The organism is Serratia sp. M24T3 (genome assembly GCF_000257645.1).
Lineage (GTDB): Bacteria > Pseudomonadota > Gammaproteobacteria > Enterobacterales > Enterobacteriaceae > Rouxiella.
Genome location: NZ_AJHJ01000044.1, coordinates 22,526 through 36,435 on the forward strand (window position 1 = coordinate 22,526; position 13,910 = coordinate 36,435).

Annotated in this window: 14 protein-coding genes; 4 read left to right on the forward strand and 10 right to left on the reverse strand. The window is 53.6% G+C overall.

Annotated features, from left to right (window positions below):
* Positions 1 to 6: 6 nt before the first annotated feature.
* Genes SPM24T3_RS21725 through SPM24T3_RS21750 form a run of 6 tightly spaced genes read right to left on the reverse strand, consistent with a single transcriptional unit; the run spans position 7 to position 5,880 of the window.
* Positions 7 to 786 (reverse strand): cysteine hydrolase family protein, encoded by a 780-nt coding sequence (locus tag SPM24T3_RS21725; protein WP_009638986.1) that lies wholly within the window; start codon positions 784 to 786, stop codon positions 7 to 9.
* Positions 783 to 1,226, reverse strand: a complete 444-nt coding sequence (locus tag SPM24T3_RS21730; RefSeq protein WP_009638987.1) for a cupin domain-containing protein — start codon at positions 1,224 to 1,226, stop codon at positions 783 to 785. Before SPM24T3_RS21730 ends, SPM24T3_RS21725 begins: the two co-directional genes overlap by 4 nt.
* A 39-nt stretch (positions 1,227 to 1,265) precedes the next feature.
* Complete coding sequence (locus SPM24T3_RS21735; protein WP_009638988.1) at positions 1,266 to 2,204, reverse strand: ABC transporter permease; 939 nt, start codon at positions 2,202 to 2,204, stop codon at positions 1,266 to 1,268.
* A complete protein-coding gene (locus tag SPM24T3_RS21740; RefSeq protein WP_009638989.1) occupies positions 2,201 to 3,322 on the reverse strand; it encodes an ABC transporter permease in 1,122 nt (373 codons plus the stop codon). The genes SPM24T3_RS21735 and SPM24T3_RS21740 overlap by 4 nt, the downstream gene beginning before the upstream one ends.
* Positions 3,319 to 4,833: an ABC transporter ATP-binding protein gene (locus SPM24T3_RS21745; RefSeq protein WP_009638990.1), complete on the reverse strand. Its 1,515-nt coding sequence runs from the start codon at positions 4,831 to 4,833 to the stop codon at positions 3,319 to 3,321. Before SPM24T3_RS21745 ends, SPM24T3_RS21740 begins: the two co-directional genes overlap by 4 nt.
* 27 nt (positions 4,834 to 4,860) lie before the next feature.
* Positions 4,861 to 5,880 carry a BMP family protein gene (locus SPM24T3_RS21750; RefSeq protein ID WP_009638991.1) on the reverse strand — a complete coding sequence of 340 codons (1,020 nt, stop codon included), beginning with the start codon at positions 5,878 to 5,880 and terminating at the stop codon, positions 4,861 to 4,863.
* A gap of 140 nt (positions 5,881 to 6,020) precedes the next feature.
* On the opposite strand from SPM24T3_RS21750, the gene SPM24T3_RS21755 reads away from it, so the two are divergent.
* Entirely contained in the window at positions 6,021 to 6,920 is a 900-nt protein-coding gene (locus SPM24T3_RS21755; protein ID WP_009638992.1) for a LysR family transcriptional regulator, read from the forward strand.
* 15 nt (positions 6,921 to 6,935) lie between these two features.
* Here SPM24T3_RS21755 and SPM24T3_RS21760 read toward each other — a convergent pair whose 3' ends face one another.
* Positions 6,936 to 7,778 (reverse strand): creatininase family protein, encoded by an 843-nt coding sequence (locus SPM24T3_RS21760; RefSeq protein WP_237713130.1) that lies wholly within the window; start codon positions 7,776 to 7,778, stop codon positions 6,936 to 6,938.
* A gap of 250 nt (positions 7,779 to 8,028) precedes the next feature.
* Between SPM24T3_RS21760 and SPM24T3_RS21765 the strand changes: the two genes are divergently transcribed.
* Positions 8,029 to 8,898 (forward strand): phosphoribulokinase, encoded by an 870-nt coding sequence (locus SPM24T3_RS21765; RefSeq protein ID WP_009638994.1) that lies wholly within the window; start codon positions 8,029 to 8,031, stop codon positions 8,896 to 8,898.
* A gap of 51 nt (positions 8,899 to 8,949) precedes the next feature.
* Here SPM24T3_RS21765 and SPM24T3_RS21770 read toward each other — a convergent pair whose 3' ends face one another.
* Positions 8,950 to 10,131, reverse strand: a complete 1,182-nt coding sequence (locus SPM24T3_RS21770) for an amidohydrolase (RefSeq protein ID WP_009638995.1) — start codon at positions 10,129 to 10,131, stop codon at positions 8,950 to 8,952.
* A 27-nt stretch (positions 10,132 to 10,158) separates the two neighbouring features.
* On the reverse strand, positions 10,159 to 11,355 hold the full coding sequence (locus tag SPM24T3_RS21775) for an MFS transporter (RefSeq protein ID WP_009638996.1): 1,197 nt from the start codon (positions 11,353 to 11,355) through the stop codon (positions 10,159 to 10,161).
* A 190-nt stretch (positions 11,356 to 11,545) separates the two neighbouring features.
* Here SPM24T3_RS21775 and SPM24T3_RS21780 point away from each other — a divergent pair, with 190 nt between their 5' ends.
* A complete protein-coding gene (locus SPM24T3_RS21780) occupies positions 11,546 to 12,454 on the forward strand; it encodes a LysR substrate-binding domain-containing protein (RefSeq protein WP_009638997.1) in 909 nt (302 codons plus the stop codon).
* Between the two features lie 24 nt (positions 12,455 to 12,478).
* Here the strand turns inward: SPM24T3_RS21780 and SPM24T3_RS21785 are convergent, their stop codons facing one another.
* The gene (locus SPM24T3_RS21785) at positions 12,479 to 12,889 is read right to left on the reverse strand and encodes an OsmC family protein (protein ID WP_009638998.1); all 411 of its coding nucleotides are present in this window, start codon (positions 12,887 to 12,889) and stop codon (positions 12,479 to 12,481) included.
* A gap of 347 nt (positions 12,890 to 13,236) precedes the next feature.
* Here SPM24T3_RS21785 and crp point away from each other — a divergent pair, with 347 nt between their 5' ends.
* Entirely contained in the window at positions 13,237 to 13,869 is a 633-nt protein-coding gene (gene crp, locus SPM24T3_RS21790) for a cAMP-activated global transcriptional regulator CRP (RefSeq protein WP_009638999.1), read from the forward strand.
* The last annotated feature ends 41 nt before the right edge of the window (positions 13,870 to 13,910 follow it).

Sequence of the window (13,910 nt, forward strand, 5' to 3'; positions counted from 1 at the left end):
ACAATTTCAGAGTAGTTGGCTAATCAATTGCTCTGAATCGGAAACAAAGCCAAAACATTGGCGAACGTTATACAGCGTGGCGTCCATACAATACTTTGGCGACGTGGTGGCGCAGCAGTCTTGCAACAGCAAACAGTCGTAGCCGTGAAAATTGGCGTCCTGCAAGGTGCAAAGCACGCACTGATCGGCATTGACTCCGGCAAACAGCAACGTTGTGACATTCAGATTGCGCAGAATGCTGTCCAGCTCAGTATCCTGAAATCCCGACATCCGGTATTTATTGACTCGAATATCGCCCGGCAACGGGGCCAACTCATCCACCACTGCGGCTGCCCAACTACCGGATTCCAGCACCGGTTCGCCAGATATCGGCAGCGGATCGCCCAAACCTACACCTGTACCGTTGGGTTTATAAACGTGCAGCACCGCCGGACTCAGATTGAGCCGGTCTGGCCGATTGCCCCAGTTAAGCCACACTATCGGCATCTCGGCCTGACGCGCTTCGGGCAACAGCCGCTGCAACGGCGCAATCGGCGCTCGGGCCGGAGTGACATCAACGCCAATATGGCCCAGCCAGCCTTCGGGATGGCAAAAGTCATTTTGCATATCGATGACAATCAATGCCGTGCGATTCAAGTCGAGCTGAATACGCCGCTCACCGTCGTGCAACGTGGCGAGCTGCGGTGGCACACAGTCACGCACCAAATCGACTTCTTGAGCCGATACATGCCAGGCATTGCGCGGGCTGGAGCCGAGTGCTATCAGACTCTCGGATCGTTGACTCATACCGCCGGACTCCCATTCACCCCACTCAGAACGCGCAAGTCCTCTTCATCCAGCTCCACCGGCTCTCCGCTGCGGATAAGCTCGGCAAAGCCTTCATTCGGCGTCATCACCGTCAGGGTATACAGTTTGCTGCTGCCGGTATTGCGGATCACGTGTTCGTTGCCGGGATTCAGGAGCAGAGCTTTGCCTTTGCTTAACGGCAACTCTTTGCCACCACAGACAGCCACGCCCTGACCTTCCAGCACGTAGAAAAATTCGTGTGCGTGAGCGTGCTCATTCGGCGGCGTCGCTCCGCCAACCTTGAAAATCTCGATCACAAAGATGTGGTCGATCTGGTCCTGCTCTTTGTCGAACAGGATGGCAAAATAGTTGGTGTCCGTTGGGCTGATACGAAAAGCCGGAGCGGACAGAGCGTCGGTAGCGCGAAAAATCGTGGTCATAGCTATCTCCAAAATTTCCAGACAGTGGGAGGTCCACTGCTAATCCTTGCAGTATGGCTGCGTCAAAGCGCCCGGCTGTACCGTTTTTCCTATCACTCCAGACATCGCCAGAATGGTTAACAGATACGGCAGCGCAAGCAGTACCTGCGCCGGGAGGATGTTATTAAACAACTGCAACGACAGCTGTAATGCGTCGGCAGCACCAAAAATAAAGGCGGCAAACAGCGCTTTTAGCGGACTCCAGCGACCAAAAATCACGATCGCCAGTGCGATAAACCCTTGCCCGCTGACAATGTTGTCGCGAAACAGCCCGATTTGCGCAGTGACCAGATATCCGCCTGCCAGACCGCCGCCCAGACAGGAAAGCATCACCCCGTAGGTGCGGATCCTTTGTACGTTAAGCCCGGCGGCGTGCGCAGCTTTAGGGTTTTCGCCCACAGCGCGCAGCGAAAGTCCGAAACGGGTATGAAACAGCACCCATTGGGCAAGTACCACCAGCCCGAGCGTGAGGTACAGCGGCCACGGCTGGTTAAAGAAAATGGGTCCGATATAGGGAATTTTTTGCAGCAAAGGCACAGGCAACGCGTTAAACATATCTACCGTCGGCGACATTTTGTCGCCAATCACCAGGCTGTAGATGTAGGTCGCCAGCCCGCCTGCAAGGATGTTAAACACCATGCCGACCACGACCTGGCTGGCCAATGCCCGCAAGTAGAAGAAGGACAGCAGCAGGCTGACCACCAGTCCGCCCACACCACCGGCAAAAAAGCCCAACACGGCTGAACCGGAGTAAATCGATACCAGATAACTCGACAGCGCGCCCATCAGCAGCGTGCCTTCAAGGCCAATATTGAGCACGCCGGAACGCTCGGCATAAATCTCGCCCAGCGACGCCAGCAGCACGGGTCCGGCAAGACGAACCGCGGCCGCCAGCCAGGTAATGAAAAATGCGGCATCAAGATGTGACCACAGGTTCATGATTGAGTCTCCGAAGCAGCTTCAGCCACGGATGGACGCCCCCGCCCCGGCCAACGCAGGCGGTAATAGCGCAGGATATCGCCGGCTAAAATCAGCAGCACCACCAGGCTTTCAAGAATAAAGATCACCGAGGTCGGCAAACCACTTTCGCGCTGCATTGCGCTGCCGCCAACCTGTAAACCGCCATAGAGAATAGCTGTAGGGATCACCACCAGCGGATTGAGCCGCGCCAGCAGTGCAACAATGACGCCGACAAACCCCACACCGCCCGATAAACCGTCCATCAACCGATGCTGCACACCGAGAACCATGCAAAGTCCGGCCAGCGCTGCCATACCGCCGCCCAAAAACACGGCCAGCATCTGGCGACGAATAACATTGATTCCGCCATAGCGCGCCGCTTTGGCATTCATTCCGCTGACAATCATTTCATAACCGATTGGCGTTTTACGGATAAGCACCCAGACCAGCAGCGAGCAAATCAGCGCGATGAGCAACCCCATGTGCGCCCGCGAACCGTGCATGATAAACGGCAGCCAGCTTTGCATCGGCAGCAGCGGCGTTTGCGGTAAATCGCCTACTGCGCGCATTGGACCGGAGACCAGATACTGCACCAGAAACGCCGCCACATAGTTGGCCATCAGTGAAATCAGCACATCGTTACCGCCAAAGCGCACGCGCATAATGCCGACGATTCCGGCCCATAACGCCCCGGCCATAAAAGCAACTACCAGCACGATTGGCCAGAAAGCCCAGAGCGGCAACATGATCCACATTCCCTGCGGCGTTCCGCCCAGCGCGACCCAGGAAGCTGCAGCGGCACCGATGGTGAAGCACCCTTCGAAACCGATATAGCCCATGCCCGATCGCCAGATAACGATGGTTGCCTGAGCAATCAGGATTAATGGTATGGCCTGCACCAGTGTCTGGCCAAAACCGCGTAGCGATCCAAACGCCTCGCTGAACAGCTCGATAAAGGCAGTAAAAGGGTTGGCGCCGAAGGGAATAAACAGCACACCGGCAATGATAAACGCCAGCAGCAGCGCCAACACGGTGATGCCGCCAGAGGCCAGCGAAGAGTCGGCCGGAACAACACGTTTCTCGAGCAAAGATTTCATGACGCCTCCCGCTCCAGTTTGCCACCGGCCATCAGGTCGCCGATTTGCTCCAGCGTGGCTTCAGCCGCACTCAACACCCCGGCGATTTGCCCCGCGTACATCACCGCAATGTTGTCGGATAAATTCATTATTTCTTCCAGCTCCGCAGAAATCATCACAATGGCGCAACCCTGTTGACGTGCTTCGAGCAGCCCCTGCCACACCGCCTCGACTGCACCGACGTCCAGCCCGCGCGTTGGCTGCTCCACCACCAATACGCGCGGCTTGCGCATGACTTCACGTCCAAGAATGAGTTTCTGCAAATTACCGCCGGAAAGTTTTCCTGCTTCAAACTCTACGTCGGGGGCAATCACGTTGAAGTGTTGGACGATCGCCCTGGCTTTGTCGGCTATCGCTTGCGGACTGAGGAACCATCCACGGGCAACGGTGTGCTGATGCTGAGCGCCGAGAATCGCGTTATCGGCGATTGACATGCCGGTCACTGACCCAACCCCCCGCCGGTCGGCAGGAATAAAGCCCATGCCCGCAGCGCGTCGCTGTGCCGGAGACAGTCCGGAAATATCTTTACCGCCCAAAAGAATTCTGCCCGCTTCGATTGGCCGCAGATTAAGTAATGCCTCCGCCAGCTCGGACTGACCGTTGCCGTCGACGCCCGCAATACCTAAAATTTCTCCTGCGCGAACCTTCAGCGCTACGCGCCAGATTTTCTGGTTTCCGGCTTCGTCGCGCATGGCGATGTTGTCAATATTCAACACCTCGGCGCCGGGCTGCTGTACTGGTTTTTCGACTCGCAGCAACACGTCGCGCCCCACCATGCGACGCGCCAAATCAGTTTCAGAGGTGTCTTCTACCGCTACGCTCTCGACCATTCTGCCGCTGCGCATTACCGAGACGCTGTCAGCCACTGCCATGATTTCATAGAGTTTATGGGTCACAATAACGATTGAACGCCCTTCTTGCTTCAGAGAAGTCAACGTGGCGAACAGACCGTCTTTTTCGCGCGGCGTCAGCACCGCCGTGGGTTCGTCAAGGATTAGGACTTTGGCGTTGCGATAAAGCAGCTTGAGGATTTCGACCCGTTGCTGCACGCCAATGGGCAGGTGTTCGACTCTCGCCCAAGGATCAACCGCCAGTCCGTGGCGGTCAGAAATCTGCTGTAAACGTTTTGCGGCGGCGTGCAAGTCAAGATAGCCGCTGCGATTTTCTTTCAGGCCGAGGATCACGTTTTCAACCACTGTCATCGGCTGTACCAGCATAAATTCCTGATGAACCATGCCGATACCCAGAGCAATGGCATCCCCCGGATCGCGAATACTGACTTTTTGCCCGCCGACCCAAATTTCCCCTTCATCAGCCTGATACATGCCGTAGAGGATCTGCATCAGGGTACTTTTACCCGCGCCGTTTTCACCCAATAACGCGACAATTTCACCCTCGCCGATCGACATGTTGACGTGGTGATTGGCGGTGATTTTACCGAATCTTTTGGTGATGCCTTTCAGCTCAATCATCGACACAATTCCTCATCTCGCATTAACTCAGGCTTTAACCAGGGACTGTACGTCGATTTTGCCTTCCGAGAGTTGGGTCCAGATATCCTGGAACTTTGCCCACTGGTCGGCAGTAATCAGTTTGCTGTTGTAAGCACTGTCGCCGTAAATGGGTAACCAGCCTTTTGAGACCGGCGGGCGAAACTCCTGGCCGCCGAGGAACTTTTTGTCTTTGACACTGTGTGCGACCTGTTCAATCACCCAAGGCAAGTTGGTTTCAAAACTGGTGGCAATGAATTCTGGGGCGATGCTTTTCTGATCGGCATAACAGCCCATGGCTTTGACTTTTGCCGCTGCCGCGCCCTGAATCGCACCTAAACCGGTCACATCTGCGGTGTGCCAGATAACGTCGGCCCCGTTGCCTATCATGGTGCTGGCGGCCTCGCGACCTTTGGCAGCGTTGTTATAATCGCCGGTAACAATGCCAAAACCGGTAATTCCCGGGCGCGTTTTTTCGGCTCCGGCAATAAAAGCGTGCATCATGCCGTTTTGGCTAGGATTATCACCGCCGCCGACATAGCCGACCGCTTTGCCTTTTTCGGAAATTATTGCTGCCAGCGCACCAGCGCCATAGGCCGCATTCATATAGGCCAGATTCATAAACTCGGTGTTATCCGGCGCTTTTTCGGAAGGCTTGAAAGTCGTGGCAAAGAAATAGGTGTCTGGATACTGCGGCCCAACCTGTTCGAACTCGGAACCGTACTCAAAGCTGTGGCCAATAATCAGGTTGTATCCGTCATCGGCATAGCCACGAGTCACCTGATCCATCTGCGCCTGCGGTACGCTTTCGCTAAAGGCAACTTTGAAGCCTTGAGATTTCAGCGTTTGCAAACCTTGATAGGCTAGCTGGTTCCAGCCACCGTCAGCCACGGAACCAGGCAAAATCAGAGCAATTTTCACTTCGTCGCCAGCCGCAAACGCACGACGGGAAAACAGCGGTGCAGCGAATGGAATCAACATCATGCTTGCCAGACCTGTGGCAAATTTACGGCGCGAAATACCAGACATAAGCTTTACTCCCCCCAAGATTAGGCCTTCAGTTATGCCTAGAATTTCGTTACCTTAAAAGCACAGTTTTTCGTACTCAGCGATGCCTTTTAAGCAACGCTTGCTGAAAATAGCGTCATTTGTCTTTGCGGAGATCATTCATGCTGCAACACCGGTTGTTGATGTATCTCGATCAGGTCGCCCGTGCTGGCTCCATTCGTAAGGCTGCGGCCCGGCTGCATATTTCTGCCTCGGCGATTAACCGGCAGATTTTGGCGCTGGAGGACGAACTGGGCACGCCGCTGTTTCAGCGACTGCCGAGAAAAATGGTGCTCACCGCCGCCGGAGAGGTTTTGATCCATCACGTCCGCCAGAGTTTTAAAGAGCTGGAATGGGCGCAGGTTAAAATTGAAGAATTAAAGGGACTGCGGCGCGGTGAAGTGACGATCGCGATGATGAGCGGGCTGGCAGCGAATCTCATCCCGCGCATGGCCAGCGAATTTCGCCGGGCTAATCCACGAGTAAAACTGATCTTGCGTCAGTTGACTGACGGCGACGATATTATGGCCGCTGTGGAATCAGGCGAGGCGGATTTGGGACTGGGATTCGATTTCGACTTGCCGCCAACGCTGCGAATTATTTCTAGCGTTAGCGGGCGACTGGGCGCGGTAGTAGCTCCGGGGCATCCGCTGGCAGATAAAACCAGCCTGCGCATCAGCGACTGCATTGCCTATCCGATCATTATCGCCGACAAAAGCACGGTGATTCGCCCATATCTGAACGACGTGTTTGCCAAAGCGCTGGTCACTGTCCAGCCGGTGATTGAAACCAACTCGATTGAAGTGATGCGCCACGCGGCAATGGTCGATCAGGGGCTGACTTTCCTGACGCCGTTCGACATCGAGTTTGACCAGCGCGCGGGCAGGCTTATCTATATTCCGGTCAGAGAACTGGCGCAGCAAACCCAGCGCCTGATGCTGATTGGGCACGACCGAGGCACCAGCGCGATTGGCAGCGTGCTGGCGGAAACGGTAAAAGGGATGATGTCGGAAGCCGGTTAACGTGCCAATTTCTTTCTATTTTGCATTAAATCGCGTGGACTGAGTGACGTTGCTTAGCGGATAGCGGGCGACTTCACCAACCAACGCTACCAATGCCAGAGCAGCGCGTTCAACCTGCTGTTTTCCGCGTTCTGCGTCGGCTGCGGCTGCATTACCGGTGACGCCCGCGGGATGCAGATCCTGCGCCTGCCAGCCAAAGCCGACACCGCCTTCAGGCGTGAGAATCCCCCCCTGCTCTGCCAGCGCCTGTGCCGCCGAGACAAAGTTTTCAGCCTTGTCCATCGCCACCAAATCAGGATGCAGGTGCAGCATCACGCTGGTTTCCGCTTCGCCACCGTGGATACCGAATTCCAGCTCGTTACTGCTATACAAATCACTGCTATCGATGGTGCGGGACCACGTTGCGCCGACGGCAAACATGCCCAGCTCAACGCGCAATTGACGGCAAACAATTTCCATCAGCTGCGGTTGACCGCCGTGGGAATTCCAGAAAATAATTTTGCGCGCACCGGCTCGCCAGGCACTTTTCGCCACTTCAAACCATACTTTAGCCAGCACCTCGCAAGGTAGCGTTAGCGTGCCGGGGTATTCCAGATGCTCGTCAGATTTGCCAATCGGCAAGGCGGGCAGTACCAGCGCAGGCTGGTTGTCAGGGAGAAGTTCGACCGCTCGGGCGACAATCCCCGCGTTAATTGCCGCATCCACCCGCACTGGAAGATGAGGCCCGTGCTGTTCGACCGCGCCAATCGGCAGGATCACCACCACATTTTCCATGTCTAGCTGGCTAAATTCCAGCGTGGATAAATCCCACCACCAGCGAGAGGAAGGCATAATCATCAGCAAATTCTCCAAAAGCATTGCACGAAATCGACAAGGGTATGAAGCCCAGTGTAGAGAATTAGCGATGAGATTAAAGCATCAAAAAGTCGTCACTATGTTGCTTTTTAGGCATCACTTTCGCTCAAATGGCTAAAAATCTTCCCTGCCGACACCCTATAAATTAGCGCATAGATATGGTAACAATAAGCTTAATTATGCGTATTAGCCTTCCCCAATAGATTCCTGGTGCAGATGCGTTGACTGCAATTTGAAAGATGAAGGGATTACCATGTCAGCTAAACATCCAGTTATAGCCGTGACCGGCTCAAGCGGCGCAGGAACCACGACCACCAGCCTGGCTTTCCGCAAGATATTCCAGCAGCAGGGCCTGCACGCTGCCCAGCTTGAAGGTGACAGCTTTCACCACTTTACTCGTCCAGAAATGGATGCCGCGATCCGCAAGGCTCGCGATCTCGGTCGTCATATCAGCTATTTTGGCCCGGAAGCCAACGATTTCACGCTGCTGGAGCAGAGTTTTATTGAATACGGTAAAACCGGCACCGGCCGTTCGCGCAAATATTTGCATACTTATGATGAAGCCGTGCCTTACAACCAGGTTCCCGGCACCTTTACGCCGTGGCAAGCGCTGCCCGAACCCACGGATATTTTGTTCTACGAGGGGTTACATGGCGGAGTCGTGACTAATCAGGTGGATGTCGCCAAACATGTCGACCTGCTGGTTGGCGTGGTGCCCATCGTCAACCTCGAGTGGATACAAAAACTGGTGCGCGATACCGGTGAACGCGGCCATTCTCGCGAGGCGGTAATGGACTCGGTGGTCCGTTCAATGGACGACTATATCAACTACATTACTCCTCAGTTTTCGCGTACTCACATTAACTTCCAGCGCGTGCCGACCATCGACACCTCTAACCCGTTTGCCGCCAAGGCCATTCCTTCACTGGATGAAAGTTTTGTGGTCATTCATTTTCAGGGATTGGACCAGATTGACTTCCCTTACCTGCTGGCAATGTTGCAGGGATCTTTTATCTCGCATATCAACACGTTGGTGGTACCTGGCGGGAAAATGGGTTTGGCAATGGAGCTGATCATGGGGCCGCTGGTGCAACGGCTGATGGAAGGCAAGAAGATCGAATAAGCCTATTCTGCGCCGCGTTAATCGTGTTAAAAGCGCGGCGCAGAAATCAAGTTATTCGGCCATCAGCAGTTGGCGAATAAATCCAACGTGCAGCTGAACGCCGATAGCCAGAGCATCTTCATCCAGTTTAAATCGCGGATGATGCACACCGTGAGTCGCCCCTTTGCTCTCGTTACCGCTGCCGATAAACACGAAGCAGCCTGGAATTTTTTCCTGATACGACGAGAAATCCTCACTGCCATAAATCGCCGAAGTCACCTCAATGAATGCCTCTGCGCCTCTTTCCTGTTTAATGACGCGGCGAGCAATGGCGCAGGCTTCAGGATGGTTATTGCCGATGGCATAGCCTTTAGTCCATTTCACCTCAACTTCTGCGCCGTGGGCATAGGCAATCCCTTTGACGGTTTGTTCCACCAGCAACGGAACCTTGGCCCGAACTTCAGCGCTGTGAGTGCGCAGCGTCCCCGCCAGACGTGCGGTATCAGGGATCACGTTATACACCTCGCCGGCCTGAAACACGGCAACAGTCAACACTGGCGCGTGCAGCGGGTCCAGCTTGCGCGCGACAATCTGCTGCATTGCCGTCACCATTTCTGCGCCGATGGTCACCGGATCGATACACATGTGCGGCATCGAGCCGTGGCCGCCACGCCCTTTGAGCAGGATGTCAAAATTGTCGCTCGACCCGCTGAATACGCCCTCTTTCAACGCAATCTGTCCGGTAGGATAATTCGGCAACACGTGCAGTCCAAAGATCATGTCCACACCGTCGAGCACGCCAAGCTTGACCAACTCTTGAGCACCGCCCGGAGGCGCTTCCTCCGCGTGCTGGAAGATAAAGCGCACGGTTCCTTTCAAAGAAGAACGACACTGTGACAGCACCTTCACCGCGCCCAGCAGCATGGCGGCGTGGGCATCGTGACCACAGGCGTGCATTACGCCGGGGTTGGTGGAACGCCATTCTTCGTCAGTCTCTTCCTGAATAGGCAAGGCGTCGATATCGGCACGCAACGCATAGATCGGCCCATTTTTATCGCCGGTCAATTCAGCGATTACGCTATTGGGCGTCAGGCGTTTTAATGTCACCCCCGCCATCGCGGACAGCTGCTCGGCAATATAATCCGCCGTTTTTGCCTCCTGAAAGGAGAGCTCGGGATTGGCATAAATATGTCGACGCCAGCGCAGGACGTCCTGGTTAACTTCACTCACTAATGCTGCAAAATTGTGGCTCATTTTGGCTTCCTCTCAGGGTGCGTTTAACTAGGCTGCGTCACGCGCAGCAAGACGGGTTTTGGCAAGTAAAGGCAGCATCAGCAGGCCAGAGGCCCACATTGCCAGCGCCAGAAAGATAAAAGTCGAGTGATAGCCGTGGGTCAGCGTTATCAAATAACCCATCACGATCGGCGCAACAAAACCGCCCAGCGTGCCGCCGGTATTCAGCAGGCCAATAGCTCCGCCCATCACGTTGGTGGGTAGTCGTTTCATTGGCAGAGTAAAAGTAGTGACAAACGACGACATCAGAAAGATATTGCCGAGGAACAAGAACAGGCAAGTCGTCACCATCGAGCTGGAGGCATACACCAGCCAGATACAAATTCCGCTCAGCAGCGATCCATACAAGATGACCTTTGGCTCACGCCCTTGCAGGTATTTACCTACCAGCCAGCCGGTAGAAAGCGAGGAGATCCAAATCCCCAGGCCGCCAATGGCGACAATCATGCCGGAAACCTCCAGCGAGAAACCGCGCTGTTGCACCAGATATTTCGGCAGCCAGGCCATCAATCCATAGGCAGGAATATTGACGCAGAAGTTAGCCAGAAACAGCACCAGGACTATCGGATTCTTCAACAAAGAGAGATAGCTGGCCGAGGCGTGAGAGCCTGTGGTCAGACTGCTTTTTGGGGGCGATGGCACCAGAAACAGGATCAGTGCCGCGACCACAAACGCCAGCAGCCCAAGGGTCGAGAACGAGCCGCGCCAACCAAAATGTGCCAGACAATAAACCGCCAGCAGCGGCCCCAGAGTCATAGCCAATCCGGCTGAAGACAACAAAATCGATTGAGCAAAGGTGCGTTGTTCGAGAGCAAAGTTGGCTACTACCGACTTGGCGCAGGAGGTGGGATAACCGGAATGCCCTATTCCCGACAAGAAACGAAAAGTGACTAACAGCCCTAGTCCGAATCCCAGCAGGCCAAAGCACAGAGCAAAACCGCCGAGCAAAGTCAGTGAACAGGCGAGCACTTTCTTGTAACCAAAACGATCGTTGAGCCAGCCAGAGGGGATCTGGAACAGTGAATAAGCTAAAAAGAACATGCCTGTGATATATCCCAGCTGTTGCGGCGGTAAATTAAACTCGCGAGAGATAGGCAACAGCGCAAAACCGATGACTGTCTTGTCGAGATAAACCAGAACATAACCAAAAAACAGTAAGAAAATCATTAGCGAACGATTTTTCATAACTGATATCCTCAAATGTTATATCCCAGCAGCCACCCCTGACCTGAGAAGAGAAACGCTCTTGCTTTGATTTATTTTTATGTTTTTATAACAGTGATTTACTGTCTGCTTTAAAACCTAGCAGTTTTATTTCACAGCCATAAGATGTAATTTTTTACTGGGTGATGCTTTTTACTGATAGGGGTATGCGATGAAATATTTGCCGAAGCTGCAACAGCTGAAGGTTTTTCAGCAGGTTATCCAAAGTGGCAGCATTCGTGGTGCAGCAAGAGCCATGAATCAATCGCAGCCTGCGGTTAGCCGCACGTTGCGCGAGCTGGAGCAAATTCTCGATACTCAGCTGATCGTGCGCGGTTCTCAAGGGATGACGCTGACCGAAACCGGGCGCGCCTTTTCCCAACGAATGCAGTTTATTTTGCAAGAGCTAGAGCGCGCCGCCGATGAAATCCAGCAGATTAATCAGTATTCGCAGGGCTCGGTGGCGGTAGGATTTTCTTCACTGCTGGCTCTGACTATTTTCCCGGCTCTTGCCAGTGAATTCGCTGCGAAATACCCGCAGGCCAAGCTGCACATCAAGGAAACCCAGCTTTCAACCCTGCTTCCTGCCCTGCGTGAAGGGCGTCTGGATTTCGCCATCGGCACGCTGGGACCGGGGCTGCCGATAGAAGATATGGTGGTTGAACCGCTGTTCAACGCGCCTTTTTGTATTATTGCCCGTAAACAGCACCCGCTGGCACAGGCCACGTCGTTGAATCAGTTGAAAGAGGCAAGCTGGCTGCTGCCGGAAACCGATATGGGCTATTACCAGCAACTTGCAGCGCTATTGGAGGAGCATGGCTGCCATGCCGGGCAATCGCCGATCCGCACTGATTCGTTGATCAGTGGGCTAATGATGATGCTAAATGCCGATTATCTTTCTGTGGTGGGCAATGCAATGGCAACGCCGTTTTTCCTCGAAGACAAGCTGTGCCGCCTGCCGATCGACAGTCTGCCGAACGCGCAATACTGTTTGGTATACTCACAAAAAACGCCGCTAACCTTAACGGCGCGGCGTTTTCTGGATTTACTCCGTGTACACTGCCAGCGTTTTGCGTGGTAGGGATGGAGGTCGTGCTTGCGCAGATTACTCTTGTGAGTCAATCACTTCAAAGCTGTGGGTAATGGTCGCCGCCTTGCCCAGCATCAGTGACACTGAACAGTATTTCTCTGCCGACAGCGTTACCGCGCGCTCAACCACTTTATCGGTCAAATCTTTACCAGTGACGATAAAATGCAGATTGATGTGAGTGAACAGTCGCGGCGCTTCTTCACGGCGCTCAGAGGTCAGTTTAACTTCACAGCCGACAATCTCGTTGCGCCCTTTTTGCAGAATCGACACCACGTCAATGGCGCTGCATCCGCCTGCCGACATCAGCAACATCTCCATCGGACTTGGTGATTTATCACCCGCATTGCCATCCATTAAAATCTGATGGCCTGAGGCCGACTCACCCAGAAATGTTAAACCTTCAACCCATTTTACCCGTGCCTGCATGTGAATTTCTCCGCTCATAATTTTTAAAATAGACTACCCTTTACCCCCGAAACTGGCAACGTAACTCGATCCGCGTCATGCTGAAGCGAGACAACACAAGACACGTCTGCAAACCTGTGCTACAAACAAAGCCGAAAGAAACTTTCCAACAAGTTGCGGCTAGGTTTTTTAGGTGTTAACAGGATAACCTTGGTGATAATGGCAAATTACAGCTTAAATCACTCCACCTGCCGCTTGCAGCATTGCTGGTCAGTTCATATGCTAAAAGAGCGCGAAGTAAAAAATCGCCGAACAGGGATTTCAAAGCCCTGTGATTTTGGGCAGCGATAATAAGAGGATAATAGCTAATGGTTCTCGGCAAGCCACAAACAGACCCTACTCTCGAATGGTTCCTGTCTCATTGTCATATACATAAGTATCCATCTAAAAGTACGCTGATTCACCAAGGTGAAAAAGCCGAAACGCTTTACTACATCGTGAAAGGTTCGGTTGCCGTTCTGATCAAAGATGAAGAAGGCAAAGAAATGATACTTTCCTACCTTAACCAAGGTGACTTTATCGGCGAGCTGGGACTCTTCGAAGAAGGTCAGGAACGTAGTGCATGGGTCAGGGCGAAAACTGCCTGTGAAGTGGCAGAAATTTCCTACAAGAAGTTCCGCCAGCTGATCCAGGTTAATCCAGATATTCTGATGCGCCTGTCCGCACAGATGGCAAGCCGACTGCAGATAACTTCCGAGAAAGTGGGTAACCTCGCCTTCCTGGACGTGACCGGTCGCATTGCACAAACTCTGCTGAATCTGGCTAAACAGCCGGATGCCATGACTCACCCGGATGGTATGCAGATCAAGATTACCCGTCAGGAAATCGGTCAGATAGTCGGCTGTTCACGCGAGACTGTGGGTCGAATTCTAAAAATGCTTGAAGATCAGAGTCTGATTTCAGCACACGGTAAAACGATTGTCGTTTACGGCACTCGCTAATCGTCCTAAAAAACGGCGCGGCGAGATAACTAGTCGCGCCG

Coding starts and splice junctions, on each gene's coding strand:
- SPM24T3_RS21765 (WP_009638994.1), top strand. CDS start 8,029: ATGTCAGCTAAACATCCAGTTATAGCCGTGACCGGCTCAAGCGGCGCA.
- SPM24T3_RS21770 (WP_009638995.1), bottom strand. CDS start 10,131: ATGAGCCACAATTTTGCAGCATTAGTGAGTGAAGTTAACCAGGACGTC.
- SPM24T3_RS21755 (WP_009638992.1), top strand. CDS start 6,021: ATGCTGCAACACCGGTTGTTGATGTATCTCGATCAGGTCGCCCGTGCT.
- SPM24T3_RS21745 (WP_009638990.1), bottom strand. CDS start 4,833: ATGATTGAGCTGAAAGGCATCACCAAAAGATTCGGTAAAATCACCGCC.
- SPM24T3_RS21775 (WP_009638996.1), bottom strand. CDS start 11,355: ATGAAAAATCGTTCGCTAATGATTTTCTTACTGTTTTTTGGTTATGTT.
- SPM24T3_RS21725 (WP_009638986.1), bottom strand. CDS start 786: ATGAGTCAACGATCCGAGAGTCTGATAGCACTCGGCTCCAGCCCGCGC.
- SPM24T3_RS21750 (WP_009638991.1), bottom strand. CDS start 5,880: ATGTCTGGTATTTCGCGCCGTAAATTTGCCACAGGTCTGGCAAGCATG.
- SPM24T3_RS21760 (WP_237713130.1), bottom strand. CDS start 7,778: ATGCTTTTGGAGAATTTGCTGATGATTATGCCTTCCTCTCGCTGGTGG.
- SPM24T3_RS21785 (WP_009638998.1), bottom strand. CDS start 12,889: ATGCAGGCACGGGTAAAATGGGTTGAAGGTTTAACATTTCTGGGTGAG.
- SPM24T3_RS21780 (WP_009638997.1), top strand. CDS start 11,546: ATGAAATATTTGCCGAAGCTGCAACAGCTGAAGGTTTTTCAGCAGGTT.
- SPM24T3_RS21740 (WP_009638989.1), bottom strand. CDS start 3,322: ATGAAATCTTTGCTCGAGAAACGTGTTGTTCCGGCCGACTCTTCGCTG.
- SPM24T3_RS21730 (WP_009638987.1), bottom strand. CDS start 1,226: ATGACCACGATTTTTCGCGCTACCGACGCTCTGTCCGCTCCGGCTTTT.
- SPM24T3_RS21735 (WP_009638988.1), bottom strand. CDS start 2,204: ATGAACCTGTGGTCACATCTTGATGCCGCATTTTTCATTACCTGGCTG.
- crp (WP_009638999.1), top strand. CDS start 13,237: ATGGTTCTCGGCAAGCCACAAACAGACCCTACTCTCGAATGGTTCCTG.